The organism is Tatumella sp. UBA2305, assembly GCF_002345795.1.
GTDB classification, from domain to species: Bacteria; Pseudomonadota; Gammaproteobacteria; order Enterobacterales; family Enterobacteriaceae; genus Tatumella; species Tatumella morbirosei.
The window spans coordinates 394,638-417,240 of record NZ_DDVT01000015.1; the positions used below are offsets into that span (position 1 = coordinate 394,638).

Sequence of the window (22,603 nt, forward strand, 5' to 3'; positions counted from 1 at the left end):
ATGCACTATTTATGACAGGAAAAAGGCCAAAGTTCCTGATCATTTTGTTAAGCCTGCTGGTTGTTGTCATAACAGCAGTACTCTCAGTAAACCGTTGGGTGCCGCGGCTGGCAGGATTATGGTTACCGGAAGGAAGTCATTTGCAACTGAGAGGGCGGTTACATGTTACTGACCGAGCTCTGGTATTACCGGATATCACTCTGGCCAGCGCAGATTGTCAAGTTGCCTCTGTTACGGCGTTATCTCTGGGCTACCAACAGCAAATATGGCGGTTAACGGCTGCAGACGTTAGCATCGACTCTGCATGTCTGAGCCGGTTACCGTCAACATCTTCTGCTTCGGCAACCCCGGCGAAAACCATCGCTGACTGGCAGAATCTATTGCCGGATGCCCGTGTCTATGTAAAAAACCTCAAGGTGCTGCCCTGGCCAGATTATTCAGGTGAAATCACACTGATGAACAGGCACGGACGTCAGTCTCTGAACTTTACCGGCAGAACAGTACAACTTGAGGCTGAGCTTGATAAGCAACAGTTGCAGATTAAAAAAATACAATTGACTCAGATGGGATTACCCGGGACGGTGATGATCGACGGGAATATCAGCCTTTCACCGCTGATAACCGGGTGGCCTGAAACCGGGACAATCAACGGACAATTCGTTCTGGCTCAAACACCCTTAAATCTGACACTCCGCTGGCAGCAGCAAAGTGGTAAAATCTTACTGACCACGCCTCAGCAACCACGGTATCTATTATCACTCCCCTGGACTGTCACACCACAAGCCATAGAAATTAGTCAGGGAGAGTGGTTTTGGCCGTTTGGCCGCCAGCCTTTGCAGGGTGGTATTTCTCTCAAAGCAAGCAACTGGATGGCAGGGCCGGATCAAACAAAATTCAGCGGTCGTCTTAATATATTAACTGCAGGTCGCGGTGGTAAAGGGAACGCAGTACTTAACCTTGGTCCGGGGAAGCTTAGCCTGCAACAAAGCGATTTACCATTGCGCCTTACCGGGAATGCAAACAGTGCAGATTTACAGTTTTTTGCCAGTCTGCCCGCTCGGTTGACCGGTTCATTGCTGGTGCCTGAAGTGCATTTCCTGAGCGGTGCATTACTCCGGGCTCGTGGAAAAATTCTCGATACATTACAGGTCGATGAAGCACGCTGGCCACTGGCGGGCGTCCGTATGGCTCCACAGGGTGTTAGCGGGCCACTCCAGGTCATACTTAAACTACATGAACCTGCCTATGGGCGTTATCGTTTGCAATTATCTGGTAAGGCTGAACAGTTCTGGCCGGATAACGGACGCTGGATATGGCGTTACTGGGGAAATGGGTATCTGAGGCCACTCCATGCACAATGGGATATCAGTGGACAAGGGCAATGGGAAAACAAGCTCATTACCGTGCAGACTCTGTCAACCGGGCTGGACCGGATTAAATATGCGGATATTACTTCAGAATCTCCCCGGCTGGTACTTAGCCAGCCTCTCCAGTGGTCACGGGACGTCTTGGCGCCGACATTTGACGGAAAGTTTTTGCTAACCACCGGAATCTCACGCTTTGGCTATGGTGGCTCACTGGCGGCAGGACAGTTACCAGTGACTGTCCATGGTCTGAGTCCGGATAATTTTCAGTACCAGGCACAACTCACTGCCGGGGAGGTCGGTCCGCTGATTTCCCGGGGCCGATGGGATGGTCAACGATTACGTGGTCAAATCTGGTGGCCTTCTCAGCCATTGCGGGTATTCCAGTCACTGGCTAAGCCGACCCTGAAAATGAAACTGTCCGGCGGGTCGCTCCGTGGCCAGGCCGCATTCTCTGTTTCCGGGGATCAGGGTTTTCAGGCAGGCGGTCACTGGGTGATAAGTCAGGGGAGTTTGTGGACCCCTGACAACCAGATCAGTGGTGTCGATTTCTCACTGCCATTTCGTTATCACCGGCAGCGCTGGCAGTTTGGTTATCATCAGCCAGTTCATCTGACTATTGGCAGTGTAACTAATCAGATAGCCATCAGCCACATTACTGCCAGTTTGCAAGGTCATTATCCCTGGAGCGAGTCACAACCACTGACACTTAGCGATGTCAGCATGTCGTTGCTGGACGGGAAGATGAGTCTGAGTAACCTGCGGTTGCCACAACACCAGCCGGCGGTACTAAAAGCAGAAAATATCAGCCTCAGCCCGTTGATTACCGCGTTACATCCAAAACAAATCGCCATGTCCGGGCGTGTTGACGGGGAATTACCCCTGCTGGTTGATGACCCGAAGTATTTGATTCGTCAGGGCTGGATAAAAAATAGCGGACCACTGACGTTACGGGTAGATAAAGATCTGATTGATTCGATCACCAGTAATAATATGGCTGCCGGAGTCGCGGTTGACTGGTTACGGTATATGGAAATCAGTCGCGCAGAGGCAACACTGCAGCTTACCAGCCAGGGTGAACTGACCATGAAGTCGAGTGTGCAGGGCACCAGCCGTTTCAGTAATAAAGACCAGCGGGTGAATCTGAATTACACTCATCAGGAAAATGTATTCATGCTGTGGCGCAGCCTGAGTTTTGCTGACAACCTGCAATCGCAATTGTCACAACACCTTAAATTACCTGCACAAAAGGAACTTAATCAGTGAAAACCGTATACCTGATGGTCTGCCTGGGGCCGGCTTTCATCCTGAGTGGATGTATTCCGCGCATTGAAGTGGCCGCGCCGAAAGAACCTATCACTATTGATATGAACGTAAAAATAGAACATCAAATCACGGTAAAAGCAGATAAGGACGTGCAGACATTGCTGGATGATGATAAGGCTAAGACAAATCAACAACAGGGCGGACAACAGGCAAAAACTCGTACCAGCGCGCCCGAATAACGTCCGGGCACTTGGGCCCGGACAGCAGACATCAGGCTGCCAGAATTGACTCGATTGCGCTCTTAGCATCAGTAGTCGCTTTGGCCGCCACTTCCGGACCATAGCCATAACCTTCTGCAAACACGAAATTTACGTCCGTCATTCCCAGGAAGCCCAGGAACACTTTCAGGTAAGGGGTCAGCAGATCAGCCGGAGTATCTTTGTGAACACCACCGCGGCTGGAGATCACCACGACACGTTTGCCTTTAATCAGCCCTTCAGGGCCTGACTCGGTGTAACGGAAAGTAATGCCAGCGCGAGCAACCAGATCAAAATAGTTTTTTAGCTGGGTAGGGATGTTGAAGTTATACATTGGGGCGGTAATAACGATAACATCGTGAGCCTGCAATTCGTTGATCAGTTCATCGGATAATGCTGCAATATCTTTCTGACGTTGTGACAATGGCGCATCGGAAGGACGCAGACCGCCGACCAGCTCACCATCCAGAACAGGAATTGGTTGATCCGCCAAATCACGCACAGTGACAGTGTCACCTTTTGCTGTTGCCTGTTCAGCATAAAAATCGGCCAGCTGACCTGACTGAGAATAACCGGCAAGAATACTTGATTTAAGGATCAGAACTTTACTCATTTGATATTTTCCTGTCTGTAAGGCGGAACCACTCTCCGCTGAATGACAGACACTCTACGGGGCTTACGGCCCGGAGAAAAGCAGAAAATTTCGCGACCTATATTCGAAAAATCTGAACAACATCTTCCGGGCCTTCGATGTTCAGAGATAACGGCTAAACAGTGATTATGTTACAATCAGTAGTCATCACAGACTGCCGGGTAGAGCTTTCACTATTGCAGATCACCCGGTCATTTTGTTATATAAAATCAAGGTAACAGATTATTATGTCTTCTCAGGGTTTTTCACCATTATCCTCTCTTCGTCAGCGACTTGAACCGTTGATTCTGCGTGATCGTCAACAGCTAAAACGCAGACTCGCGGGTGCCGAAAAGGTGAAAAACCTGCGGGACCGTGCAGAAATAGCCAGTAAGATTGAACAGGACATTGCTGATGCCGAAACTCGTCTGTCATTGCGTATAGCTTCTGCCCCGCAACAGATAGAATTTCCGGACAATTTACCCGTCAGCCAGAAGCAGCAGGAAATTGCTGCCGCCATCCGCGATCATCAGGTGGTGATTATTGCCGGCGAGACCGGCTCTGGGAAAACCACACAAATCCCTAAAATATGCCTGGCTCTGGGACGTGGAAATCGCGGGCTCATTGGCCACACTCAACCAAGGCGTCTGGCAGCCAGAACGGTGGCGACACGTATCGCAGAAGAGATGAAATGCCCTCTGGGCGATTACGTGGGCTATAAGGTCAGGTTTAACGATCAGGTCAGCGACAACACTCGTGTCAAACTGATGACTGATGGTATTCTGCTGGCCGAAATCCAGCAGGACCGGTTGTTACTGCAATATGACACGTTGATTATCGATGAAGCGCATGAGCGCAGTCTGAATATTGATTTCCTGCTTGGCTATCTGCGTGAGTTGTTGCCGCGCCGGCCAGACCTGAAAGTGATTATTACTTCTGCGACTATCGATCCGCAGCGTTTTTCCCGTCATTTTAATAACGCACCTGTTATCGAAGTTTCAGGCCGGACCTATCCGGTTGAAGTCAGATATCGTCCGGTTTCTGAAGATTCCAGCGACGGTGACCGTGATCAGTTACAGGCTATCTTCGACGCTGTGGATGAACTGATGCGGGAAGCCCCCGGCGATATCCTCATTTTTATGAGTGGAGAGCGGGAAATTCGCGATACGGCGGATGCGCTTAATCGTCGGGAATTGCGGCATACTGAAATCCTGCCATTGTATGCCCGATTGTCAAACAGCGAGCAAAATCGTGTATTTCAGCCACACGCGGGGCGGAGAATTGTACTGGCGACGAACGTGGCAGAAACCTCACTGACCGTGCCAGGAATCAAGTACGTCATTGATCCGGGAACCGCCAGAATCAGTCGTTATAGCTACCGGACCAAAGTGCAGCGACTCCCCATAGAGCCGGTTTCTCAGGCTTCGGCGAATCAGCGTAAAGGACGGTGTGGCCGGGTTTCAGAAGGAATTTGTATTCGTCTCTACTCTGAACAGGATTTTGACAACCGACCAGAATTTACCGACCCGGAAATCCTTCGTACTAATCTGGCGTCAGTTATTCTACAAATGACGGCGCTGGGACTGGGAGAAATCGCCGCTTTTCCTTTCGTTGAAGCGCCGGATAAACGTCATATTCAGGATGGTGTACGTCTGCTCGAAGAACTGGGCGGGATTCTGCCGGCAGTCGATGGACATTACAAACTAACGCCCATGGGCCGGCAACTGGCACAACTGCCGGTGGATCCGCGCCTGGCGAGAATGGTACTCGCGGCACAGCAATTTGGTTGTGTGCGTGAAATGATGATCATCACTGCTGCGCTGTCAATTCAGGATCCCCGGGAGCGCCCGGCCGATCGTCAACAAGCTTCCGACGAGAAACATCGGCGCTTCGCGGATAAAGAGTCTGACTTCCAGGCCTGGGTAAATCTTTGGAACTATTTGCAGGAACAACAGCAACAGCTGTCCGGCAATCAGTTCCGTCGACAGTGTAAACTGGATTTTCTCAACTATCTGCGGGTTCGTGAGTGGCAGGATATCTATACCCAGTTACGTCAGGTCGTCAAAGAATTACGTTTGCCGATTAACAGTGAGCCAGCTCCTTATCGTGAAGTACATAGTGCATTGTTATGTGGTTTACTGTCGCATATTGGACAGAAAGATTTAGAAAAGCAGGAGTTTACCGGAGCTCGCAATGCGCGTTTTTCGATATTTCCAGGTTCGGGGCTGTTTAAAAAGCCGCCGAAATGGGTCGTGGTAGCCGAGCTGGTGGAAACCAGCAGGTTATGGGGTCGGATTGCGGCACGTATAGACCCGGAGTGGATCGAGCCGCTGGCTAAGCATCTGGTGAAATATCACTATAGCGAACCCCACTGGGAAAAAAGCCAGGGGGGCGTGATGGCGATTGAAAAAGTCACTCTCTATGGCTTGCCGTTAATTAGCGGCAGGAAAGTGAATTACAGCAAGATAGATCCCCCTTTATCGCGGGAACTTTTTATTCGACATGCGCTGGTGGAAGGCGACTGGCACAGCCGTCATGCTTTCCTGAAAAATAATCGTAAACTCCTGAATGAAATTGAGGATCTTGAGCATAAATCCCGCCGCAGGGATATTTTGGTCGATGACGACACGTTATTTGCTTTTTATGACCAGCGTATTGGTCATGAGGTAGTTTCAGCCCGGCATTTTGATCAATGGTGGAAACAGGTCAGTCAGCAACAACCGGAGCTGCTTAGTTTCGATAAACAGATGCTGATCAAAGACGGGGCGTCACAGGTCAGTCAGCTCGATTATCCGAACTTCTGGCACCAGGGTAATCTGAAGCTGCGTCTAAGTTATCAGTTTGAACCGGGTGCAGGGGCTGATGGTGTCACGGTACATATTCCGTTGCCATTACTTAATCAGGTTGATGACAGCGGATTTGAATGGCAAATCCCGGGTGTCCGACGAGAACTGATTATTGCGCTGATTAAGTCACTCCCTAAACCGTTACGACGGAATTTTGTCCCAGCGCCTAATTATGCAGAAGCTTTTTTACAACGGGTGAGCGATACCGACCAGCCGTTGGCCGATCGTCTTGAGCGTGAATTTCGGCGGATGACCGGGGTGACAGTCAGCCGTGAAGACTGGCAGTGGGATGCGATACCCGATCATCTGAAAATTACCTTCCGGATAGCGGATGAAAATAACCGGACGCTGGCCGAAGGAAAAAATCTGACAGCACTGAAGGAATCTCTTAAGGATAAAGTGCAGGCCACCTTGTCAGATGTCGCGGATGACGGTGTGGAACAGCAGGGATTGCATGTCTGGAGCTTTGGCGACTTACCGCAGAGTTATCAGCAAAAGCGGGGGAATTACCAGTTGCAGGCCTGGCCGGCACTGGTGGATGAAAAAGACAGTGTTGCTATTCGCCTGTTTGACAGCCCTGCGGAGCAGAGCAAGCATATGTGGCGCGGTCAGCGACGCCTGTTATGGCTCAATATTCCTTCGCCGGTAAAATATTTACATGAGAAATTACCGAATAAAGCCAAGCTGGGGCTCTATTTTAACCCTTACGGTAAAGTCACCGAACTGATTGATGACTGTATCTCCTGCGGGATAGATAAGCTGATGGCTGAGCATGGCGGTCCGGCCTGGACTGAACAAGACTTTAGCCGACTGAAAGAAATTATTCGTGCTGAGTTGAATGATACCGTGGTGGCGATTGCCATACAGACCGAACAAATTCTCACCACAGTCTTCCGGATTAATAAACGTCTGAAAGGTAAGGTAGATATGAGCCAGGCGCTGGCGTTATCGGATATTAAAGCACAGATGGCGGGGCTAATTTATCGTGGCTTTGTGACAGGCAATGGCTGGCAGCATCTGAGCGATACCCTGCGTTATTTACAGGCGATAGAGCGGAGGTTGGATAAGCTGCCGGTGGATCCACACAGTGACCGCAGCAGAATGCTGAAATTACAGGCAGTGGAGCAACAGTGGCAGCAATGGCGCAGTAAGCTGCCTCCGCAACAGCAGGATGATGAAGATGTCATTGCGATTCGCTGGATGCTGGAAGAGTTGCGGGTGAGTCTGTTTGCTCAGCAACTGGGAACACCGTATCCGGTATCTGAAAAAAGGATATTACAGGCGATGGAGCAAAAGACGTCGTAAACAAGAAGGGGGGCGCAGTAGCTTTGGCTACTGCGCTGGCGGGTTACTCACGTGCTAATTGTTGTAACCTGTTATAGAAAGATGTCACAGCAATGGCTCGATTATCAGCACGATAACGATCCTGAGCTCCCGGAGCCGAACTTTGTACCGCGATAATCTGCCAGCCATTATCGGCTTTCAGCATCAGCGGGGACCCGCTATCTCCCGGGAGGGTATCACAGCGATGAGATAACACCGATTTCTGTGCCCATCCGGTGATCGGACAATCCTGGTGTGCGTACAGATTATCCAGATGATCTGCCGGGTATCCCGCCTGAGTGACCAGATTATCTTTAGCTTTCAGTTCGGCAATCAGTTCGGCACGACTCCCTGAAAATACCGGCACCGGCTGAATCGCTGAAGGGGGATTATGAATAATCACCACCGCATAATCGTAAGGCGCAGCCGAAGGGGGGACTAACCAGCCATCTCCGTCTGCTTTGAGTTTACCCATCAGTAAGGGTTCGACCCTGGCATCAATATCATGGATTTCATAGCGCCAGCCTTTAGCCGTGGCCATAAAACGAATGGCGACCGGAGGATCAAATTTTCCCGGAGGGGTAAGCAGGCAATGTCCTGCTGTCAGGGCGATGTGTGGGGAAATAAGTGTTGCGGTACATAAATTACCGCTGTCAGTCTCCAGCTGGCCGATAGCATCCCAGGGCGCATTGTCGATGTCAGTAATGGCCTTACGATGATCTTTACCAAAAAACAGGGTTTTAATTTCGTCAGGAGTCGGTGTGTCATCGTCATCTGCATGAACCTGCACACTAAAACAGAACAAACTTAGAAAAAATACAGTAAGCAGGCGCATAATTCTCTCAACTGCGGGAAGTATGTAGGTTAATCTTCAGATTATTGAACGATTACTATAGTCCGTAAGGTGATAAAAAGGGAGAGATATTGCGTATTTACGGCCTGAAGTTAAATAAAAAAGCTGGCAGCAACCACACCACACATTATTACCACGACCAGAATGATTTCGAAACGATAGCGACGCACCATTTTAGTAACTCCGGGAAAGAAACACCCGGCATAACCGGGTGTTTTAATCACTATGACGCGGAATCAGGAGTGTTCCTGGCGGTCAGGCACTTATTTTTTTACTGATTTTTTAGCAGCTTTGTGGTGCTTTTTAGCAGCCTGAGCTTTTTGTGCAGGTGCTTTCTTAGCTACTGCTTTTTTGTGGTGCTTTTTAGCAGCCTGAGCTTTCTGAGCAGGTGCTTTTTTAGCTACTGCTTTCTTGTGGTGTTTTTTAGCAGCCTGAGCTTTCTGTGCAGCCGCTTTTTTCTTAGCTACTTTCTTGTGGTGTTTTTTAGCAGCCTGGGCTTTCTGTGCAGCTGCTTTTTTCTTGGTCGCTTTTTTATGATGGCTTTTCTTATGATGCTTGGTAGCAGTGTGCTTAACCGGTGCAGCAGTTGTTGCTGCAGCAGCAGTTGGTGCCGGAGCAGCAGTAGTTTCTGCAGCGAAAGCAACAGATGACAGACCCATAGCAGCGGCAACTACCAGTGCAAATAATTTTTTCATTGCAAATTCCTCGAATTCATTTCATTTAATAGCCCACTGCGGGGCCGGTGAAATGAATATATGAGAATATTTTCGGGACGTCCGTTGTGGAATGGTATCGCTGTGTAACCGATTGTACAAAGCGTAAATACCCGGATTTTTCTGAGTCCGCCCAGCCAAAAAAAGCTGGCCGGACAGCAGGTTAAGCCAGGTAACGTTGTTCCAGGTGACGACGGAAAAACTGGCTGTTTAATGGTTCTCCGGTGGCGTTTATCAGCAACTGTTCGACCGATATCAGACTGCCATATTGCCAGATATTTTCTTTTAGCCAGTTAAACAGTGGGGTCAGTTCGCCGCGTGAAATTTCATCGGTCACAGCAGGGTGTTGTTGGTGGAAAGCCGCGAACAGCTGGGCTGCGTACATAGCGCCCAAAGTGTAAGTCGGGAAGTAGCCAAATGCCCCGTCTGTCCAGTGAATATCCTGCATACACCCGTGCTGGTAATTACCCCGGGTATCAAGCCCCAGATAGTTATGCATCTTTTCGTCCCATAAGGACGGGATATCGTTAACCTCAATATCGCCTTCGATCAATGCTCGTTCTATTTCATAGCGTAACATCACATGTGCAGGGTAACTGACTTCATCAGCCTCCACACGAATCAGTCCCGGTTTTACCTGCTGAGCCAGACGGATAAAATTATCCATTTCCAGGGCCGGCTGCGCACCAAAAGCCTCCACGACCCTGGGCTGGATAAGTTGTAAAAATTGCGCACTGCGTGCCAGTTGCATTTCCAGCATCAGGCTTTGAGATTCATGGACGGCAGTGGAGCGGGCCAGTCCTGCTGGCAGACCGGTCAGACTGGCAGGCAGATTCTGCTCGTAGCGTGCGTGTCCGGTTTCATGAATGACACCCATGAGAGCGCTCATAAACAGTGTGTCATGGTAGCGGGTGGTGATTCGTACATCCTGCGGCACGCCACCACAGAATGGATGGGCACTGACATCCAGCCTGCCGTGGTCAAAATCGAAGCCAAGTAATGCCATGGCTTCAAGACCCAGTTTCTTTTGCGCCGCAACAGGGAACGTGCCGGTCGCTGGCTGGGGCAGGTGATGTGATTGTTTCTCTACAACCTGTTCCAGCAGGGATGGCAGCCACTGTTTAAGATCAGCAAAAATGGTGTCCAGTTGGGCGCTGGTCATTCCAGGTTCATACAGATCCAGTAATGCATCATAACGCGATGTGCCGTTGGCGTTAGCCCGGATATCCGCTTCCTGGCGGGTTAATTCAACCACCTCACGCAAATTGGCTGAGAAACCCGGCCAGTCATTAGCCGGACGCTGTTTCCGCCATGCGTGCTCACAACGTGAACCTGCAATGGCTTTAGCTTCTACCAGTGAAGCAGGTAATACCGACGACTGTTGCCACTGCCGGCTCATTTCATTCAGGTTAGCCCTCTCGGTATCGGTTAACGATTGTTGCTCCGCGGCTTTCAGCCATTCGCCGACTTGTTTGTCGGTTAACAATTCATGGCGCAGTAAACTGAGTTCAGCTAACGCTTCTCCGCGAGCTGCGCTGCCACCAGGCGGCATCATGGTTTGCATATCCCAGCCAGCAATTGCCGATAAATGCTCAAAGCGGGAAAGACGGCGGAATCGCTGACATAGCTGTTGGTAAGCGTTATTCATTTTAATCCCTCCGGGGACTGACTGAAGAAAGATAAGCTGAATCTGGCGGTGTAATTGGCCAGCAGAATCGTACACTGGCACCACCTAACGGGCTACTGTCGATAGATACCGTACCGCGAAATGCCTGTGCAATGGAGTGAACAATAGCTAAACCCAGGCCGCATCCGCCAGTGGCCCGGTCACGGCTTGGATCAAGCCTGACGAAAGGCTCAAGCACATGTTCACGCTCTTCCGGGGGAATCCCGGGGCCATCATCTTCAACCTGCAATAATCCGGTATTACCATCAAACCACAAACTGATGCGCATCCGTTGTGATGAATAACGTAATCCGTTATTCACCAGATTATCCAGCACCCGTTCCATCAGACGTAAATCAGTGAAGCCACGGTTTTCCTGCTGGGGAATATCCAGTTCGATCTGGTGATCAGGGTGCAAAGATCGGGCATCTTCAACCCGTTCAGCCAACCAGTGCGCCAGGTCAAATTGCTGTAATTTCATATCCACCTTGGGACGGTCAAGGCGGGCATAAGTGAGCAATTCCTCGATTAATCCTTCCAACTGACTGATATCACGGTTTAGGGCTGCCGCCTCACTTTCGCTCAGGTTATCACTCATCTCCAGCCGGTAACGAAGCCGAACCAGCGGGGTACGTAATTCATGGGCGATACCATCGATCAGCTGTTTTTTACTGGCAACCAGGACCTTAATATTCTCTGCCATCTGGTTAAATGCGATTCCCAACCGGTAGAGACTGGAAGTGTTATCAAAATTAGTTCGTGAGTCCAGATTTCCCTGGCCGAAACGTTGTGCGGCGCGTTCCAGTCTCTGCATCTCTTTCCAGTGAGGTCGCATCCAGATAAAGACCGGTAATGCCAGAGACATACCGATAAAGGCCAGTAAGGCAATATCCAGTAATCGCATCTGATGAAGATAAAACAGGTAAGGGATGGGGCCGACAGACAAGACATAATGGCTGCGTGGAATGTGTTGCAGGAAAGTGTACTGATCATCCAGCGCGACGATTTCACCGGCTCGCAGGCGGCGCATTTCATCCGGAGGCAGATCGAAGCGGGTCATAGGTTCAATATGTAACTTGAATGACAGATTCAAATCCAGATTATCGATAGTCTTGTTCCAGTCCCGCGGTGGGATCTCCCGCAGTTCACTGCGCATCAGATAGAGTGAGCTGGCCATCAGGTCATTCATAGACTGGCGGCCAGCACGTTCCGCCGTCATTTTATAGACCAGGCCAACCAGCAGTGTCATTACCAGGAAACAGGCAAACAGTAACAGATAGAACTGGATAAACAGTTTCTTCATTCGGAGTGGGTATCCCAGGCCTGTGGCGCAAACAGATAGCCTTTGTTACGGATGGTTTTAATCCGGAAAGGTTCTGTCGCATTATCATGAAGTTTCTTACGTAACCGGGAGATAGCCACATCAATACTGCGATCCAACCCGTCATAACTCACACCACGCAATGTTTTGAGTAGCGCATCGCGGTTGAGTATCTGACCAGCATGACTGGCCAGTTCCCAGAGCAGGTCAAAATCAGCGGTAGATAATGGGATTTGTTCATCAGCCAGCGTTACTTCCCGGTTAAGCATATCAATGGTCAGCGTTCCAAAGCGAATCAGCCGTGCGGGCGCAGAACCAGACGGCTGTTGATCCTCACTGGTATTGTTTTGCATAGCCTGACGCAAATGAAGCCGTAAACGGGCTAACAGTACCGCCGGTGGCGTTGTTTTTAAAATATAGTCATTGGCCCCCATTTCCAATGCCAGAATATGGTTCATATCACTGTCAAGGGAAGTCAACAGGACAATAGGTCCGGACCAACGGGATCGTAAGTCACGGCAGAGCGTCATCCCGTCTTTGCCGGGAAGCATAATATCCAGCATCACCAGATCAGGATTTTCTTCTACAATACGCTGCTCAGCACGATCTCCGCGGGTTTCTACCACCACGTCAAAATCATGTTTTCCGAGGTAAGCGGCGATCAATTCGCCAACTTCAGGTTCATCTTCTACGTAAACAATTTTATTCATAATTAACAATAATTATTAATATTTAACAACGAAATCACCTGGCCCTTTAACAACGGCTACGTTATCACGAAAAAGGCATCTGTTGCTGGTATATCCCCTACTAAATATGTCATTATAATTCCCGGAAATATGAGTTTCCCAGGGATCATACCAACAGGGGGAGTTTGAGTGTCGGATGATAAACTGACTTCAGGCGCGGACAACCAGCGCATTTGCTTCAATTACAGTGATTATCTTTCAGCTTCCTGTAAGAAGCACTGGAGTTTTGTCGATGCGATCTATGGTGTGCTGCCTATTTTCGGGATGGTAACACGCAAATCTGCGCGTAAGAGCAATGCAGAGACCGAGGCCGAACTATTCAAAGCAATGGCCTTGCAGATAATTTCTACGCAGGTCAGTGACGAAATTAATATTGCGCGCTTGATTTCTTTAGCCGAGCAACAAAAAATCGTGAGCTTTGAAATTCAGTTGCCATACCCTCTCTCCGAACTTCAGCTGGCCGGTATTCATGCCGAATACCGGAAGCCACTGACTCTCAGACAGTACGATGACTGTCTGAACATCGTACTTCCTTAAGCTTCCGGGTATTACTGCTGACCTCAGGTCAGCATCAGCCTGCTCCCCGTAGTAATCGCCGCCAGCAAAATAATCACGATCATCACTGATTCTTTTCGTGTCAGTGGCAACGGTTGTGGGGCTGTGGAGCGAGCAACCATAAACAGCAACAGTCCCGGTGCATACAACATCAGCGACATTATCAGATTTTCAGGTCCGGATGCGTATAACAGCCATAGCCCGTACAAGGACGCGCCAGCACCAGTCATCATCTCTTTTGAGAATTTTTGGTTAGCCGTTTTCATTAAAAACAAGCCCACCAGCAAATAAGGAACCAACACCATCTCAGAGGCAATGCTCAACAAATTGTCATAGCCGGCATGGGTGATGCCGATAATAAGCAGGCATAACTGGACACTGCCGTTGGTCAGCCACAGCGATGCCGCAGGAGCATCGTGACGGTTATGCCGACTGATAATCCGCGGAAATGCATCGGTTTTTGCGGCAAGGAAAGGGATTTCTGCGGCCATGATTGTCCAGCTCAGATAGGCTCCGGAGACCGACAATATCAGCCCCCCGACAATCACTACCGTTCCCCAGGGACCAATGATACCTGCCAGTAATCCCGCCATCGAAGGGTTATGCATGCCTGCCAGTTGTTCACGGGGCACAATACCTAACGATAAAAGCGTGACCAGCAGATAGACTACCAAGGCTGCCAGTACTGCGGTTAAGGTTGCCCGACCCACGTCACGGCGCTGCCGTGCTCTGGCGGAAATCACAATTGCGCCCTCTACACCGATAAATACCCACAAGGTAATTAGCATGGTTTGTTTGATTTGATACCAGAGCGGGTGGCCCAGAGTCAGGCCACGAAAATCATGACTGAAATTCGCGAACCGAAAGGCCAACAGAGCCACAACCATAAACAAACCTAATGGCAGCAGTTTACCGAGGGTTGCCAGAATATTAATAGTGGCAGCAGTTTGTACGCCACGCAGTACCAGGAAATGGACCAGCCATAGCAGTAACGAGGCACCGGCAATGGCAGGCCAGGTGTTTCCGGAACCAAACAAAATATGGCCCGGGGAATCGGTAAAAAAACTTAACGCTGAAAAAACAATCACCAGATAGGAAACGTTGGCAATGACCGCGCACAGCCAATATCCCCAGGCAGAGCAAAAACCTGTGACTTCTCCGAAACCTTCACGGGCATAGGTAAAAATTCCGCCATCGAGGTCAGGGCGCAAACGCGATAACAGCAGCATCGCGACTGCCAGGAAGAGTATTCCAACACCTGTAATTAGCCAGCCCGCTAACAATGCAGCAGGACCGGCAACAGCAGCCATATTCTGTGGCAGGCTGAATACTCCCGCACCGAGCATCGAACTGAGTACCAGAGCTGTCAGTGCCGGTAGGCCTAATTTCTTTTCAGACATGTCGTTCCTGAGTATTACGTCAGCGAGTTAGCGCTGACTGGTACGTAAAACCAGCAGAAATTGCTGAGATAATAAATTCAGATGGGATTATCCACCAGAACAGCAGGGCGGAGATTCTACGGAGAGGCAGGCAGGAACGCAACGCGTAAAATGCAGAGGCAGGGCTTACAATGAAGATCACGGATAACAGAATATTATCCGTGACCATCGCCGTGATTTATTTAAACAGTTCAGCCGTCACTGTCAGGTTACCACCACTCTGGTTTTGCCACTGACGGGTAATGTGGTAATACTTAGCACCTTTCGCTGCCGCCAGCCGTCCGATGGCTTCAGACATTTCGGTGGGTGTTCCGAAGTGATCGGTGATTGTCACGGTTCCAAACGGAGTCATCTGAGCTGCTGTGATATCACTCAGTTCCTGCACAGATTTTTCGCCAGGCAGCTGAACGGTATAGCGTTGACCCGTAGTATTTTGTGTTTCAAAGAAACGACCGACACTTCTGTCCGGGGCATCAGAGGAAGCCACGCCCGGAATTTCTACTTTAGCGGCTGCGGCGCCGCCGGCAGCCAGTGCTGCTTTACCGGCTTCTGAATCAGCAGGGATAGCGTCCGGACTCTGAACACGGCGTTCTTTCGCATCTGCTTTATAAACGTAAGCAGTGATAAACTGGTTGCCACCATTATTGGTATCAATCTGACGAACGATGAAGAAGGAGGCTGCACCTTTATTTTTCGCTGCCCGGGAAATAGCATCGACCACATCCGGCTGGCTTGGGAAATAACCGCTCACAGTGACGGTATCAAAGGGTTCTAACCGGTAAGCCACATTCTTTGGTAATTCATTCACACCATTGTAACTGCTGTAATGCACTTTTTTGACTGCTGCAGGTGCATCACTACGATACAGGTCGGCTGTTACGCGTGAGTTACCACTATTGCCGGTAGCATCGTTGACACCCTGAATATAAAAAGAGGCTGCCCCCAGTGCATCTGCACGTTTTGACACAGCGTCACTGACATCAATGAGGGAATTAAAACGTCCAGTGATATTAATACGTTTAAAAGGCTGTAACTCTGCTGCCTTTTGTGGTGACAGCTCCTGGGCTGCAAATGCATTAACAGCAGTAACAGAAAAAAGAGCTGCTGCCAAAAGGGTGTACTTTAGCTTCATAAAAATTATCCTTCGCCTTGCTCAAAAGAGTACGAAACCGTCCCGGACGTTGATGTGTAACCTGTTTGGCTTCGATTATTACATGTAATAATTGTGCTGTCTCAGTCAATTTATGCATTTATCCTGCTACAGATAAAAAAGAAGATTCAGAAGATTGCGGAAATATGATGACATTGTGATGAAGCCGGGGGGCGCTTACTGTGGCGGAATAAAAGAGAGGCCGAATGATAAGCTGGAGACTGCTGCGGCCATTCCGGCTGCAGCAGGGCAGAGTAAAAATCAGGCCGGAGGCGTTTCTTCTTCGTTGTCCAGTTCCGGAGCCACGAAGTCATCCGGTTTAAACACCAGCAGATCACAACGCAAATGATCAATAACCTGTTCCGCGGTATTTCCCAGAAAAGCGGCTGACAATCCGGTTCGGCCAACCGTGCCCAGTACCACAACCCCCGCATCCAGACTGCTAGCCAGCGAGGGGATCACTTCTTCAGGTTCACCTTTATCGACATGAGTAAATTCATCTGCAATAGAGAATTTTTGACGCAGGGCTTTCATAGCAATCAGATGCTGGCCACGGATAGCGTCATTGTAAGTTTGCGGGTCAAAGTCAGGAAGTTCGATAGCAATATTCACCGGAGTCAGCGGATAGGCTCCTACCAGATGAACTTCGGTATGATTAACCATATCGGCCAGTAGCTGGCTCTCTCTGACCAGTTTCTGGTTAAGGGCATCATGCTGCGGTTCTTCGCTGGCAAGATTCACCGCCACCAGTGCTTTACCTCCCTCTGGCCATGGCTGATCTTTGACCATCCAGACAGGGCTCGGACATTTACGTAATATATGCCAGTCGGTCGGAGTGAAAATCACTGACTCGAGTCGATCATACTGGTGAGCCATTTTCAGAACCAGATCATGCTTAAACTGCAAAACCTCCTGAATAATGGCTTCATGTGGCCGGTTATGCCAGACCACCTTAATTTCAATATCGACGCCGGACTCAATATAGGCTTTTGCCTGTTGACGGATCCATTCAGTGCGTTGATTGATCACACCCTGACGCATACTGGTCCGTTCGTCAGGAGACAGCAGGGTAGTCATCTCATACGAAAAGTCATAAATAGCGAGGAAGGCTTTTATCTTGCCGCCGATGCGTTGATTCAGATAAACCGCACGCCGCAGTGCTGGCTGGTCATCCTGTTCTGAGTCAATAGCTACCAGGACATTTTGATATCTGGACATTAATGACATCTCCTTGCAAAAGACTTAATTGACTTAAAGATAGCCTAAGTTTTGTTGCGGGAGAAGAGAAGATATTAAAAGCAGAGCAGCACGACGACTGCCGCACTGCTCTGCTTATCTGAGGGTCAGGAGTGGCAGGGAACTGTCTGTCCGGCCAACTCGGTGAGCATCGGATGATTTTCGATGGTGATATATTTTCCTTTCACGGCCAGCATGCCGCTTTTCTGGAAACGTCCCAGCAGACGACTGATGGTTTCAACGGTCAGCCCCAGATAGTTCCCGATATCACCCCGGGTCATGGTCAGACGGAATTCACGCTGTGAGAAACCACGCTGAGCGAAGCGGCGGGAAAGGTTCCAGATAAACGCAGCGAGACGCTCTTCTGCACTCTTTTTCGAGAGTAACAGAATCATGTCCTGATCACTTTTAATTTCCCCGCTCATCAACCGCATCATCTGCTGACGAAGTGCCGGCATTTTACCCGACAGGTCATCCAGCGTTTCAAAGGGGATTTCACAGACCATCGACGTTTCAAGTGCCTGAGCAAAGCTGGGGTGGTGGCTACTGATAATGGCATCAAATCCGACTAAATCACCGGCCAGATGGAATCCGGTAATTTGCTCATCGCCCTGTTCGGTAATGGTATAGCTTTTTAACGTACCGGAACGAATAGCATACAGGGATTTCAGCTCATCGCCGGCCTTGAACAAAGACTGGCCTTTCTGGATAGGTTTCTTACGTTCAATAATATTATCCAGCTGATCCAGTTCATGCTCGTTGAGTGTGAAAGGGATACATAACTGATTAATACTGCAATCCTGGCAGTGAATGGCACAACCGCCTGATTGAACGCGACGAATAATCCTTTTTTCTGGAATCATAATTCAGTTCCGGTAGTTATTAACTTGTACGAATTTTAACATTTTTCGCGAAGAAAAACAGGCTTACATTACACTGTTTATAAAATTTTTTTAGAATTTCAAATAATTTTGTAAACACTCTGTAAATTCATATTCTTAGCTGCTGAAGAGTATAAACTAATTTGTTACCACAAGATAAATGTGGTTATACAAATGATGACGATTGTTGCATGTCTGCTCACAGTATCCTGGTGGAAGCGCGGGTAATTCACCGATAAAGAGCGGTTCAGTGCTGAAAATCGGCGGAAGAAACGCTATTCTTAACCGGGCGTATCGTGTGACTTACCTTACAGGAGTGGTTATGACAAATCCTGATGATCACGCATTATTTAGCCAGGCGGTTAATGATGTAAATCCAATAAAAACAATCAGAAAATTCATTTTCCCCGTTCCCGAAACAAGGCAGATCCGCATCGTGAAGTGGTTAATACCAACTTCTTACTCGCCGACAGGATTACCCCTTTGTCACTGATGACTTCGCCATCCTTCAGAGCTGAAGGTTTGCAAACCGGTGTTATTGAAAAGTTGCGCCGTGGCTGCTATCCACTGGACGGCAGTCTTTTTCTGATCCGTCAGAGCGTCGGGCAGGCCCGGCAGTCAGTTTACGAGTTTATGACTGAAATTATCCGTCGGGGAGGCAGAAACGTACTAATCATTCATGGTAAATCTCGTGAGGAGACCAGCCACAGTAATATCATCCGCAGTTATCTGACCCACTGGTTACTTCAGTTTCCACAGGTTCAGGCATTCTGTGTCGCTCATCCGCGCCATGGGGGAACGGGTGCAATGTATGTCTCTCTGCGGAAACCGGAAGAGTTACGGCAACAAAATCGTGAGTTTCATGGCGGCCGGAGCAGATAAGGCCATCGAACAGTTTACTTCAGCCATGGCTGTGTTTCATCAGTCAGGCTGAACGGTTTTTTGTTAATAAACCCCAGTGACCGCTTCCGGCCAGCCACAGAGGTGACAGATGACCATTATCACGTGACTAAACCTACTTAATTTCCGGTGAAACAGGAGTTACATGCGTAAAAAAATCCCCGGCACTGCGTCTCTGCTGGCATTTGAGGCGGCCGCCAGACACGGCAATTTTGCACGGGCAGCCGCCGAACTCTCCCTGACCGAGGGGGCGATTAGCCGACAGATTGCGCGTCTGGAATCGTTACTGGAGTGCAGGTTGTTCGAGCGTACAGGAAACCGGGTCAGCCTGAACTCTGTCGGAGCCCGTTATGCGCTATCTGTCCGTGAAACCCTGCAACGTTTCGAGAAAGACAGCCAGTCAGTGAGTGGTAGTTTAGCCAGTCAGCGCCATCTGGAACTGGCGGTTTCGCCTACCTTTGCCAGTCGCTGGCTGATTCCCCGGCTAAAATATTTCAGACAACAATATCCCGACATCACCCTGAATATGACATCCAGGATCGACCCGTTTATCCTCAGTGGCAGCGGACTGGATGCGGCGATTCATTTCGACCACCCGGCCTGGGCTGGTATGCAGGTCCGGCATTTATTCCGTGAAAGACTGATCGCGGTTTGTCATCCGCAGCTGATGAACGGAGAAGACCCCGGGCTATTACTGAATAAACTCCCGCGGATTCATCGTCGCCAGAATCCTGAAGCCTGGGCACGTTTTTCAGCGGTAGCGGGTATCCCGCTGGACTATCCGGCGCAAGGTACTTTTGTGGATTTGCATGAAATGGCGATTGCTATGGCACTGGCCGGAGACGGGGTATCGCTGGTACCGGAGGTTTATGTTGAAAAGGAGCTTGCCAGAGGACAGTTGGTCTCACCCTGGAGCCAGTCGGCCTTACTCAGTAAAACATTCTGTCTGGTAATGCCTGTGGTTCGCGGGCAGGGTAATTCAGCGTTGCATGATTTTTCCGGCTGGCTAATTTCTCAGACCCGTGAGGTGGTGCTTCCAGAATGACCGGTGTTTTTTTGAACGGATAACATTGCATTATCTACCATTCGGGAAAACACTTATCGTGACACATCAACTTCGGAGATTCAGAGATGAGTGGAAAGTATGAAGTTTTTCTGGGTAAAGATCAGCAATACTACTTCCGGCTGAAAGCGGCTAACGGAGAAGTGATTCTGAGCAGCGAAGGCTATGTTAATAAAAGCGGCTGTCTGAATGGCATTGCCTCGGTCCAAAAAAATAGCCCCGAAGAGCATAATTATGAACGCCTGACAGCCAAAAATGATGCGCCTTATTTTACACTCAAAGCGGCAAATCATCAGGTGATTGGTCGGAGTGAGATTTACAGCTCTGTCGCTGCGCGTGATAAAGGTATTGAGTCGGTAAAAAAGAATGGCGCCAGTGTCACGATTAACGAATTACCGGCGCATTAGAGCTAACGACGTAATCCCCGGCGTGCCGGGGATTATTTTACAGGTTTGAACGTAACTGCGGATATTTCTTCAGACTGTACAGACACCATGCGAGACTAATCAACGCAAATGCAGACCCTACATAGCCCACCAGACTCATTCCAAGATGGCTGATGACCTGATTACCAATTAACGCGCCGGCACCAATACCGATATTATAAATCCCAGACATCAAAGACATTGACACATCCGTGGCATCCGGTGCCAGAGACAATACCCGAACCTGCATTGACAGGTTAATCAGCATCATGGCAATACCCCATACAATACACACAGTCATAACCGCCGGCGCATGAGTTGAGGTGACTAAGAACAGCCCCATACACAGGGTGATTGCCGCTATTGCTACGGACAGCAGTGCCGAAGGGAAGCGTTTTCCCAGAAAACTAAACAACAGGCTGCCAAAGATACCCGCAGCACCGAACAGCAGTAACAGCAGGGTAGTAAAATTGGCCCCCTGTTGTGCAAGCTGCTGCATAAAGGGTTCAATATAGCTGTAAGCAGTGTAGTGAGCGGTGACAACCAGTGTCACCAGCAGATACATGCTCATCAGAGCCGGGCGGCGAATCAGCATTGGCAGGCTTTTCAGCGACCCCGTGTGTTCACTCGGCAATTTGGGCAGTAGTCTGGCCAGCATGACCATTAACACCAGCGAAGATGCCGCAATGATCCCAAAGGTCGTACGCCAACCCATGGTCTGCCCAATAATCCGACCAAGCGGCACACCGAGCACCATAGCCAGCGCAGTGCCTGTAGCAATCATACTCAGGGCCTGGGTTTTTTTACCCGGAGGTGCGATTCGGATAGCCAGCGAGGCGTTTATTGACCAGAACACAGCATGGGTTACCGCAATCCCAATACGGGAAACCAGTAACGCATTGAAATCCCAGGCCACAGCAGAGAGTACATGGCTGGCAATAAAGATAGTGAACAGAATTACCAGCAAAATACGCCGCTCAATATTACGGGTGAGCAGCATTAATGGCAGCGATAAAAGGGCAACACACCAGGCATAAATTGTCAGCATAATCCCCACATCGGCAGTTTGCATACCGAAACTGGTTCCAATATCGGACAACAAACCGACGGGGACAAACTCCGTGGTATTAAAGATAAAGGCAGCGACAGCCATTAACAGAACCCGTAACCACGCTGTTTTGCGGGATACGGGAGTTGAATGTAAAGAGCTCTCAGCGACGGAGGGAGATTCGGCGGTCATAAGATAATGGATTTTCCTCAGCAAAAAGTGATCTGGCTCACATTGTGGTGCTATTGTGACGAAATTAACGCCAGGATTAAACCCTTAATTCATCATATCTCCGGCAAAAATGAGTTACTGACGCGGAGAATGACGTCGCGCAGGCACCATTCTTAACAGCGTGTCATCCCGGAACAGAAAATGGTGCGCGAGAGCGGCCAATGCATGAACACCGATCAGCCAGTAGCCAGCGTTAGCCAGTGTTTCATGCCAGTGGATGATCTGCCGGCTAAGAGTATAGTCCGGATGATCAGAGACCGGCATAGCAACACCAAACACTAACCATTGCTGTCCACGGACATAGCGGGAACAAACCCCCAACACCGGCAAAATCAGAAATAACAGATACAGGAGTTTGTGGGCCAGAGATGAAAGTAGCTGCTGCCAACGTTTTAGTGGCGGGGTGACCGGTGGTGCAGGGTAACGATAGCGGAGTAGCAGCCGGGCACACATCACCGCAAATACCAGTACACCGCAACTAAAATGAGTCATTATAATCGCTTTACCTTGCCACGAACCGCGGATTGCAAACCCTCGTAACTCAATAGTGCTGTAAACAATGATCAGTAATAGCAGAGTCAGCCAGTGCAGACGAATTTGCCAGAGTTGATATTTGTTCGGGAAAGCCGGCATAACGCGTTCTCCGTTTGCACTAAAGCAGCGCCAGTATGAATGTTATTGGCATG

Annotated in this window: 19 protein-coding genes and 1 pseudogene; 7 read left to right on the forward strand and 13 right to left on the reverse strand. The window is 49.5% G+C overall.

Features of this window, described 5'->3' with window-relative positions:
- Window positions 1-11: 11 nt before the first annotated feature.
- Entirely contained in the window at window positions 12-2,630 is a 2,619-nt protein-coding gene (locus B3Z23_RS08200; protein WP_294906630.1) for a YdbH family protein, read from the forward strand.
- Window positions 2,631-2,644: 14 nt separating this feature from the next.
- Window positions 2,645-2,797, forward strand: a pseudogene (locus B3Z23_RS08205) (YnbE family lipoprotein); the annotation flags it as partial.
- 103 nt (window positions 2,798-2,900) lie between these two features.
- On the opposite strand, the gene B3Z23_RS08210 reads toward B3Z23_RS08205, so the two are convergent.
- On the reverse strand, window positions 2,901-3,500 hold the full coding sequence (locus tag B3Z23_RS08210; protein ID WP_294906633.1) for an FMN-dependent NADH-azoreductase: 600 nt from the start codon (window positions 3,498-3,500) through the stop codon (window positions 2,901-2,903).
- 266 nt (window positions 3,501-3,766) lie between these two features.
- Between B3Z23_RS08210 and hrpA the strand changes: the two genes are divergently transcribed.
- Complete coding sequence (gene hrpA, locus B3Z23_RS08215) at window positions 3,767-7,669, forward strand: ATP-dependent RNA helicase HrpA (RefSeq protein ID WP_294906636.1); 3,903 nt, start codon at window positions 3,767-3,769, stop codon at window positions 7,667-7,669.
- A gap of 43 nt (window positions 7,670-7,712) precedes the next feature.
- Here hrpA and B3Z23_RS08220 read toward each other — a convergent pair whose 3' ends face one another.
- The 6 genes from B3Z23_RS08220 to rstA all read right to left on the reverse strand — a co-directional run bounded on the left by B3Z23_RS08220 (window position 7,713) and on the right by rstA (window position 12,950).
- Window positions 7,713-8,522, reverse strand: a complete 810-nt coding sequence (locus tag B3Z23_RS08220; protein WP_294906639.1) for a trypsin-like serine peptidase — start codon at window positions 8,520-8,522, stop codon at window positions 7,713-7,715.
- Window positions 8,523-8,632: 110 nt separating this feature from the next.
- Entirely contained in the window at window positions 8,633-8,764 is a 132-nt protein-coding gene (locus tag B3Z23_RS08225; RefSeq protein ID WP_294906642.1) for a hypothetical protein, read from the reverse strand.
- Between the two features lie 39 nt (window positions 8,765-8,803).
- Complete coding sequence (gene asr / locus B3Z23_RS08230; RefSeq protein ID WP_294906645.1) at window positions 8,804-9,235, reverse strand: acid resistance repetitive basic protein Asr; 432 nt, start codon at window positions 9,233-9,235, stop codon at window positions 8,804-8,806.
- 181 nt (window positions 9,236-9,416) lie between these two features.
- Window positions 9,417-10,901, reverse strand: coding sequence for a carboxypeptidase M32 (locus B3Z23_RS08235; RefSeq protein WP_294906648.1), 1,485 nt, complete (start codon window positions 10,899-10,901; stop codon window positions 9,417-9,419).
- Between the two features lies 1 nt (window position 10,902).
- The gene (gene rstB / locus B3Z23_RS08240) at window positions 10,903-12,222 is read right to left on the reverse strand and encodes a two-component system sensor histidine kinase RstB (RefSeq protein ID WP_294906651.1); all 1,320 of its coding nucleotides are present in this window, start codon (window positions 12,220-12,222) and stop codon (window positions 10,903-10,905) included.
- Complete coding sequence (gene rstA, locus B3Z23_RS08245; RefSeq protein ID WP_294906654.1) at window positions 12,219-12,950, reverse strand: two-component system response regulator RstA; 732 nt, start codon at window positions 12,948-12,950, stop codon at window positions 12,219-12,221. The genes rstB and rstA overlap by 4 nt, the downstream gene beginning before the upstream one ends.
- A 168-nt stretch (window positions 12,951-13,118) precedes the next feature.
- Between rstA and B3Z23_RS08250 the strand changes: the two genes are divergently transcribed.
- Entirely contained in the window at window positions 13,119-13,526 is a 408-nt protein-coding gene (locus tag B3Z23_RS08250) for a hypothetical protein (RefSeq protein ID WP_294906657.1), read from the forward strand.
- A gap of 23 nt (window positions 13,527-13,549) precedes the next feature.
- Here B3Z23_RS08250 and B3Z23_RS08255 read toward each other — a convergent pair whose 3' ends face one another.
- The 4 genes from B3Z23_RS08255 to B3Z23_RS08270 form a co-directional block, all read right to left on the reverse strand.
- Window positions 13,550-14,944: a basic amino acid/polyamine antiporter gene (locus B3Z23_RS08255; RefSeq protein ID WP_294906660.1), complete on the reverse strand. Its 1,395-nt coding sequence runs from the start codon at window positions 14,942-14,944 to the stop codon at window positions 13,550-13,552.
- Window positions 14,945-15,161: 217 nt separating this feature from the next.
- Window positions 15,162-16,115: a DUF1471 family protein YdgH gene (ydgH, locus tag B3Z23_RS08260; RefSeq protein WP_294906663.1), complete on the reverse strand. Its 954-nt coding sequence runs from the start codon at window positions 16,113-16,115 to the stop codon at window positions 15,162-15,164.
- A 279-nt stretch (window positions 16,116-16,394) separates the two neighbouring features.
- Window positions 16,395-17,351, reverse strand: coding sequence for a universal stress protein UspE (gene uspE, locus B3Z23_RS08265; protein WP_294906666.1), 957 nt, complete (start codon window positions 17,349-17,351; stop codon window positions 16,395-16,397).
- A gap of 125 nt (window positions 17,352-17,476) precedes the next feature.
- Window positions 17,477-18,232 carry an FNR family transcription factor gene (locus B3Z23_RS08270; protein WP_038020718.1) on the reverse strand — a complete coding sequence of 252 codons (756 nt, stop codon included), beginning with the start codon at window positions 18,230-18,232 and terminating at the stop codon, window positions 17,477-17,479.
- A gap of 510 nt (window positions 18,233-18,742) precedes the next feature.
- Between B3Z23_RS08270 and B3Z23_RS08275 the strand changes: the two genes are divergently transcribed.
- The 3 genes from B3Z23_RS08275 (at window position 18,743) to B3Z23_RS08285 (ending at window position 20,620) form a co-directional block, all read left to right on the forward strand.
- Window positions 18,743-19,132 (forward strand): Smr/MutS family protein, encoded by a 390-nt coding sequence (locus B3Z23_RS08275; protein ID WP_294907683.1) that lies wholly within the window; start codon window positions 18,743-18,745, stop codon window positions 19,130-19,132.
- Window positions 19,133-19,295: 163 nt separating this feature from the next.
- Complete coding sequence (locus tag B3Z23_RS08280) at window positions 19,296-20,195, forward strand: LysR substrate-binding domain-containing protein (protein ID WP_294906671.1); 900 nt, start codon at window positions 19,296-19,298, stop codon at window positions 20,193-20,195.
- 86 nt (window positions 20,196-20,281) lie between these two features.
- Complete coding sequence (locus tag B3Z23_RS08285; protein ID WP_294906673.1) at window positions 20,282-20,620, forward strand: YegP family protein; 339 nt, start codon at window positions 20,282-20,284, stop codon at window positions 20,618-20,620.
- Between the two features lie 37 nt (window positions 20,621-20,657).
- Here B3Z23_RS08285 and B3Z23_RS08290 read toward each other — a convergent pair whose 3' ends face one another.
- Window positions 20,658-21,878, reverse strand: a complete 1,221-nt coding sequence (locus B3Z23_RS08290; protein ID WP_294906676.1) for a sugar transporter — start codon at window positions 21,876-21,878, stop codon at window positions 20,658-20,660.
- Window positions 21,879-21,992: 114 nt separating this feature from the next.
- Window positions 21,993-22,550, reverse strand: a complete 558-nt coding sequence (gene cybB, locus B3Z23_RS08295) for a cytochrome b561 (protein WP_294906679.1) — start codon at window positions 22,548-22,550, stop codon at window positions 21,993-21,995.
- Window positions 22,551-22,603: the final 53 nt, after the last annotated feature.